Annotated in this window: 2 protein-coding genes; one reads left to right on the top strand and one right to left on the bottom strand. The window is 63.6% G+C overall.

What is annotated here, in order from left to right:
- Positions 1-3858 (bottom strand): amino acid adenylation domain-containing protein (locus tag VFZ66_12730; protein ID HEX6290054.1); only part of this gene is annotated, 3858 nt, incomplete at its 3' end.
- Positions 3859-4450: 592 nt separating this feature from the next.
- On the opposite strand from VFZ66_12730, the gene VFZ66_12725 reads away from it, so the two are divergent.
- The coding region (locus VFZ66_12725; protein HEX6290053.1) for a S8 family serine peptidase at positions 4451-6125 on the top strand (1675 nt) is incomplete at its 3' end.

Genomic DNA, 6125 nt, shown 5'->3' with positions numbered 1-6125 from the left:
GGGCAGGTGTGGAGTCGCGCCCATGACAAAGGCGGTGTAGCACGTGGTTAGCTCGCGCACCAGCACGCCCGCCGACCAGCCATCCGCGATGATGTGGTGCATCGTGACCACCAGCATATGCTCGTTGTCGCTGATGCGCAGCAGCATCGTGCGCAGCAGGGGGCCGCGCTCCAGATCAAAGGGGCTTTGTGCCGCCGCGACGATGATCTCGCGGGCACGCTGCTCGCGCGGATCTGCCGTCTCAGCCCCCAGATCCACGACGGGCAGCGGCAGAGTTAAGGCCGCAGCGATCACCTGAACCGGCTCGCCCTGGTGGATGGCAAACGTCGTCCGCAGCGCCTCGTGGCGCTGCACGATCAGGTCCAGGCTCTGCTGAAGGGCGGCCACATCCAGCGACCCGGTCAGTCGGAGCGCGATCGGGATGATATAGCTGGCGCTCTCCGGCTCGAACTGATCGAGCAGCCAGAGCCGCTGCTGCGCAAAGGAAAGCGGCAGCGGCTGGTCGCGCCCGACAGGCGCGATCGGCGGCGCGTGTCGTTGAGCGGCGGCGTGCTGCGCCGTCATGATGCGCCGGGTCAACTCGGCGATCGTCGGCCCCTCAAAGATGCTGCGGAGTGGCAGCTCTACGCCAAAGGCCGCGTTGATGCGCGCGATCAGGTGCGTCGCGAGCAGCGAGTGACCACCAAGCTCGAAAAAACGATCGTGGATGCTCAAGGACTCGACCCTGAGCACATCAGCCCACACGCTGGCGACTCGCTGCTCCAGGGGCGTGCGCGGCGCGACCAGTGGCCGATCCCGATCGGCGGCTTCGGGCGTCGGCAGCGCGCCCCGATCGACTTTGCCGCTCGGAGTCAACGGCAACGCATCGAGGACGACACACGCGCCCGGCACCATGTAGTCGGGCAGACGCGCTTGCAGGTAGGTGCGGAGATCTGAGTGCAACGTTTCGAGCTGGGAGTTCAGGGCTTCCGGCGCTTCGCCCGGTCCTTGTTCCTGGGTTCCTGTGTTCCTTTGCTCGTTGCTCTGTTGTTCTACAACGTAGGCTACCAGCCACTTCTCGCCGGATGGCGCTTCCCGTGCCAGGACCACGTTTTCGCGGACGCGCGGATGTTGCCCAATCACCGCTTCGATCTCCTCTAGCTCAACCCGAAAGCCTCGGATCTTGACCTGCTGGTCCGACCGACCAAGAAAGATCAGGTTGCCGTCGGGCAGATACCGCGCTCGGTCCCCGGTGCGATACAACCGCGTGCCGGGCAGCGTGTGCCCATGCCTGCTGAACGGGTTAGGAGTGAACCGCTCAGCCGTCAGGTCAGGCCGGTTGAAGTAGCCGTGGGCCAGGCCGCCTCCGCCGATATAGACCTCGCCGGGCACGCCAATCGGCACCGGTCGCAGCGCTGCATCCAGCACATAGATCTGCGTGTTGTGTACCGGCTGTCCGATCGGCGCGTACCGATTGGCTGTCGCGCCCGGCTGTATGGGATACAGCGTCGCACAGATCGTCGCCTCGGTTGGCCCGTAGCCGTTGATGATCTGCAATCCGGGCACGCGCGCGGCGATCAACGCCAGCAGCGCCTCAGGGATCGGCTCGACGCCCACCAGCAAGCGCCGCAGGGAGCATGGAGCCGTCGATCGATCCAGCCACGCTGCCAGATCTTGGACCAGAAACGGCGGAATGTAGGCGCTGCGAATCTGATGGCGATCGAGCCACGCGATAAACGCCGCGCCATCCACGCGCACGGAATCGGGCACAAGATGGAGCGTCCCGCCAGCCACCAGCGCCGACCAGATCTCATAGACCGAGGGATCAAAGCTGATGCTGGTCCAGCAGCTACAGGCATCGCCGGGCAGGATCGGCTGCCGCCGCGTGAAATCCGTCAGGAGATTGACCACGCCCGCATGATGGCAATCGACGCCTTTCGGTCGCCCGGTCGAGCCGGAGGTGTAGATCACATACGCGCTCTGTTCGGGTATATCATCATGGACCGGATTGTCAGCGCTTGCCTGCGCGATTCGATCGCGGTCGGCGTCGAGCTGCACCAGCGGCGTGCCGGTGTCGGGCAGCGTGCTGCCGTGTGCTTGCCGTGTGAGCAGCAGCGCGGCCTGGGCATCCTCCAGCATGAAGGCCAGGCGCTCCGGCGGATACAGCGGATCGAGCGGGACGTAGGCGCCGCCTGCCTTGAGAATACCCAGGAGCGCAACGATCAGGTCGACCGAGCGATCGAGAGCCACGCCAACCCGCATGCCCCGGTCGATCCCGCGCTGCCGCAGGTGGTGGGCGAGCCGATTGGCGCGGCGGTTCAGCTCGGCATACGTAACACGCTGGTCGTGATCGATCACCGCCGTCACGTCCGGCGTGCGTCGCGCCTGTGCCTCGACGAGCCGATGCAGACACGCGCGCTCAAACGGAGCCTGGGTGCTATTCCACTCTACCAGCAGACGATGCTCTTCAGCATCGGTCAGCAGCGGCAGATCGCCGATGGGCCGCTCAGGGTCCTTGACGATCGCCATCAGCAGCGTCTGGAAATGCCCGGCCATGCGCGCAATCGTGTCGGGCATAAACAGGTCGGCGCTGTACTCAAACCTGCCCCAGAGTCCGCTGTCCGCTTCCTCCATGTTCAGGATCAGATCGTACTGCACGGTGTCGATCGCGATCGGGAAGCGGCGCAGCGTGAGATCGCCGAGATTGCTCACCGGACGGGGCACGTTTTGGAGCGCAAAGAAGACCTGAATCAGTGGTACGGCGTGCAGGCTGCGCTCTGGATGTACGTCGGCGACGATCTGCTCAAACGGCAGATCTTGATGCGCATAGGCCTGGAGCGTCACCGCGCGCACGCGCTGAAGGAGCGCGCCAAAGGTTGGATTGCCGCGTAGGTCGGTACGTAAGGCCAGCGTGTTGACAAAGAAGCCGATCAGCCCTTCGGTTTCTACCGGTCGTCGGCCTGCAATCGGCGTCCCGATCATCAGATCATGCTGGCCGGTATAGCGATAGATCAGGACCTCGAATAGCGCCAGCAGCGTCATGAAGGGCGTGGCCCCAAACTGGCGGCTGAGATCGGGAAGCGCGCTGGCAATGGTCGGCGGGATCACAAACGTGTGGCTGCCGCCGCGATAGGTTGGCGCTGCCGGACGCGGGAAGTCGGTGGGCAGCTCTAGCAGCGGCGGGGCAGCGGCAAGCTGTTGACGCCAGTAGGCGAGCTGTTTCTGCGCGACGCTGCTCTGTATCCACTGGTGCTGCCAGACGGCATAATCGGCATACTGGATCGGCAGCGGCGGCAATGTGGGCCGGTGATGTGCCCTGGCAGCCGCATAGCAGGCGGCTACTTCGCGGATCAGCACGCCGAGCGACCAGCCATCGCACATACTATGATGCAGCAGGAGCAGGAGGACGTGTTCGGTTGGCGCAAGCTGGAATAACCGCGCGCGCACCAGCGGACCCTGTTCCAGGTCAAAAGGCTGCCGTACGTCTTCAGCGCTCAGCGCCTGGACATGCGCAGCTTGCTCGGCGGCGGGTATGTGGGTGAGTGAAACGATCGGAAGCGGGATCTCGAATGCGGATCGAATGAGCTGCATCGGCTCCCCGTCCACGACCATCATCGTCGTGCGCAGGGTTTCATGGCGCTGCACAAGATGATTGAGGCTCGTCGCCAGGGCGGTGACATCTAGCGGACCGGTGAGCTGAACCGCAACGGGGATGGTGTACACGCTCCTCGGCAACAGTTGGTCGAGAAACCATAGCCGACGCTGGGCAAAGGACAACGGGAAGACATCAAGTGCATCTGGCTGTTGCTGACGGATCTGCGCCAAGAGCTCTTGCTTCTCAGAAGGCGTTTTCGCCAGCCACTGTGATTGATTGCTCATAGAATGATCGGGAATGGACCGGGTGCCATTTCAGGCTGATCGTTAAGCGTCGGTCGCTGGTGCCACACAGGCGATTGGGCCTATCTCAATTTCAAATCACGGTCGTGTGCGCGTGCGTACCAGTTATAGTACCAGTTGCGCTCGGTTTCGCAAGCGGCCTGATCATGACGCGGCGGCTCCATCATGCCCGCGATGGCTACCCGCTGCCGATGTGCCAGCGGCCTTCGGCTTCCGGCAGCTCGCGATTCTCCCCGCTTGATTTATACTCTTTTTAATTTATAATGATAGTCATCCAACAATGAGCATCATGTGATTGAGTCTCAATCATATCGATTGCGTGCCGCCGCCACCCCCCAAGCGGTTGCTGCCCCTCTGTGATCGGTTCGGGATTGTCGTACTGGATAAACGCGCTTAAGATCGTGTTCCTGCCCAACGCGGCATCGGTTCATTACGGTACGCTCGTGTTTCAATCCAAGCTTGGGAGGCACCTACCATGAAGCGGTTCATCGTTCTGCTCGCGTTCGCTGTCTTACTGGTCGCTCAGGCATTGCCTATTCAGGCAGCGTCCGCGTCGACTGGTACATCTAGCCGCATGGTACCCACAACCGGCAAGGCTCTTCCCGACCAGTACATCGTCGTCCTCAAGGATGGTGCTGATGCGCATTCCATCGCCAACAGCGCGGGCGTAAAGCCTAAGCATGTGTATAAGGCGGTGCTGAATGGATTTGCAGCAACGTTGCACGCGCGTCAGCTTGAGGCGCTCCAGCGCAATCCCCACGTCGATTACATCGAGCCTGATCAAGAGGTTACGGTCAGCGATACGCAGTACAACCCGCCGTGGGGCCTGGATCGCATCGACCAGCGCTCCCGACCGCTCTCCGGCAGCTATACGTATGACCGAACCGGCGCAGGCGTGTATGCCTACATTATCGACACCGGATTGCAGGCCAACCACCCCGACTTCGGCGGTCGCGCCGCGAATGTGTACGACGCATTCGGCGGGAACGGCGACGATTGCAACGGTCATGGCACGCATGTCGCGGGGACCGTCGGCGGCGCAACCTATGGCGTTGCCAAGCAGGTCCAGCTCCGTGGTGTGCGCGTGCTCGACTGTGGCGGCTCCGGCACGTGGTCGGGCGTGATCGCGGGCATGGACTGGGTGCGGCTGTACGGTCAGCGGCCAGCCGTGGCGAATATGTCGCTGGGCGGCGGCTATAACGCCTCGGTCAACACCGCCGCCGACAACCTTTCCAACTCAGGCGTCTTTGTCGCGGTCGCCGCCGGCAACAACTACGGCGCGAACGCCTGCAACACGTCTCCGGCAAGCGCCAATCAGGTGTTGACCGTGGCGGCATCGGATATCAACGATGCCCGCGCCTCCTTCACGAATGTCGGCTCATGTGTCGAAGTGTACGCGCCCGGCGTCAATATCTTGTCGGCGTGGATCGGGAGCGGCACCAACACGATCAGCGGCACGTCGATGGCCTCGCCGCACGTCGCCGGCGTCGGCGCGCTGTATAAGAGCGCCTTCGGCGACACCGCATCGGCCAATATTGTCAACTGGATCATCGCCAACGCGACGCCGAATGTTATTTCCAACAACCCCTCCGGCACGCCGAACCGCCTGCTCTACCTGCCCAGCCTGGGTCCGGCGCGCAAAGCGCCGTTCGACTACGACGGTGACGGCAAGACCGACATTGCGGTCTGGCGACCCAGCGAGGGTAACTGGTACATCATTCCCAGCAGCACCGGCAACGCCTACGCCCAGCAGTGGGGCGTCAACGGCGACAAGGTGGTCGCGGGCAACTACGACGGCGACGGCAAGAGCGATCTCGCGGTCTGGCGGCCCGGCGACGGCACCTGGTACATCATTCCCAGCAGCACCGGCAACGCTTACGCCCAGCAGTGGGGCCTTAACGGCGACGTGCCCGTGCCCGGCGACTACGACGGCGACGGCAAGAGCGATCTCGCGGTCTGGCGGCCCGGCGACGGCACCTGGTATATTGTCCACAGCAGCACCGGCAGCCCCGCCTATTATCAATGGGGTCTGAGCGGCGACGTGCCCGTGCCCGGCGACTACGACGGCGATGGCAGGAGCGACCGCGCTGTCTGGCGACCGAGCGACGGCACGTGGCATATCGTGCTCAGCAGCTCCGGCGCGATCTCCGTCCAGCAGTGGGGCCTTAACGGCGACGTGCCCGTGCCCGGCGACTACGACGGCGACGGCAAGAGCGATCTCGCGGTCTGGCGGCCCGGCGACGGCACCT

The sequence above is a fragment of the Herpetosiphonaceae bacterium genome, assembly GCA_036374795.1.
In the GTDB taxonomy this organism is placed as follows: Bacteria; Chloroflexota; Chloroflexia; order Chloroflexales; family Kallotenuaceae; genus LB3-1.
This window is presented reverse-complemented; position numbering and strand designations above follow the sequence as displayed.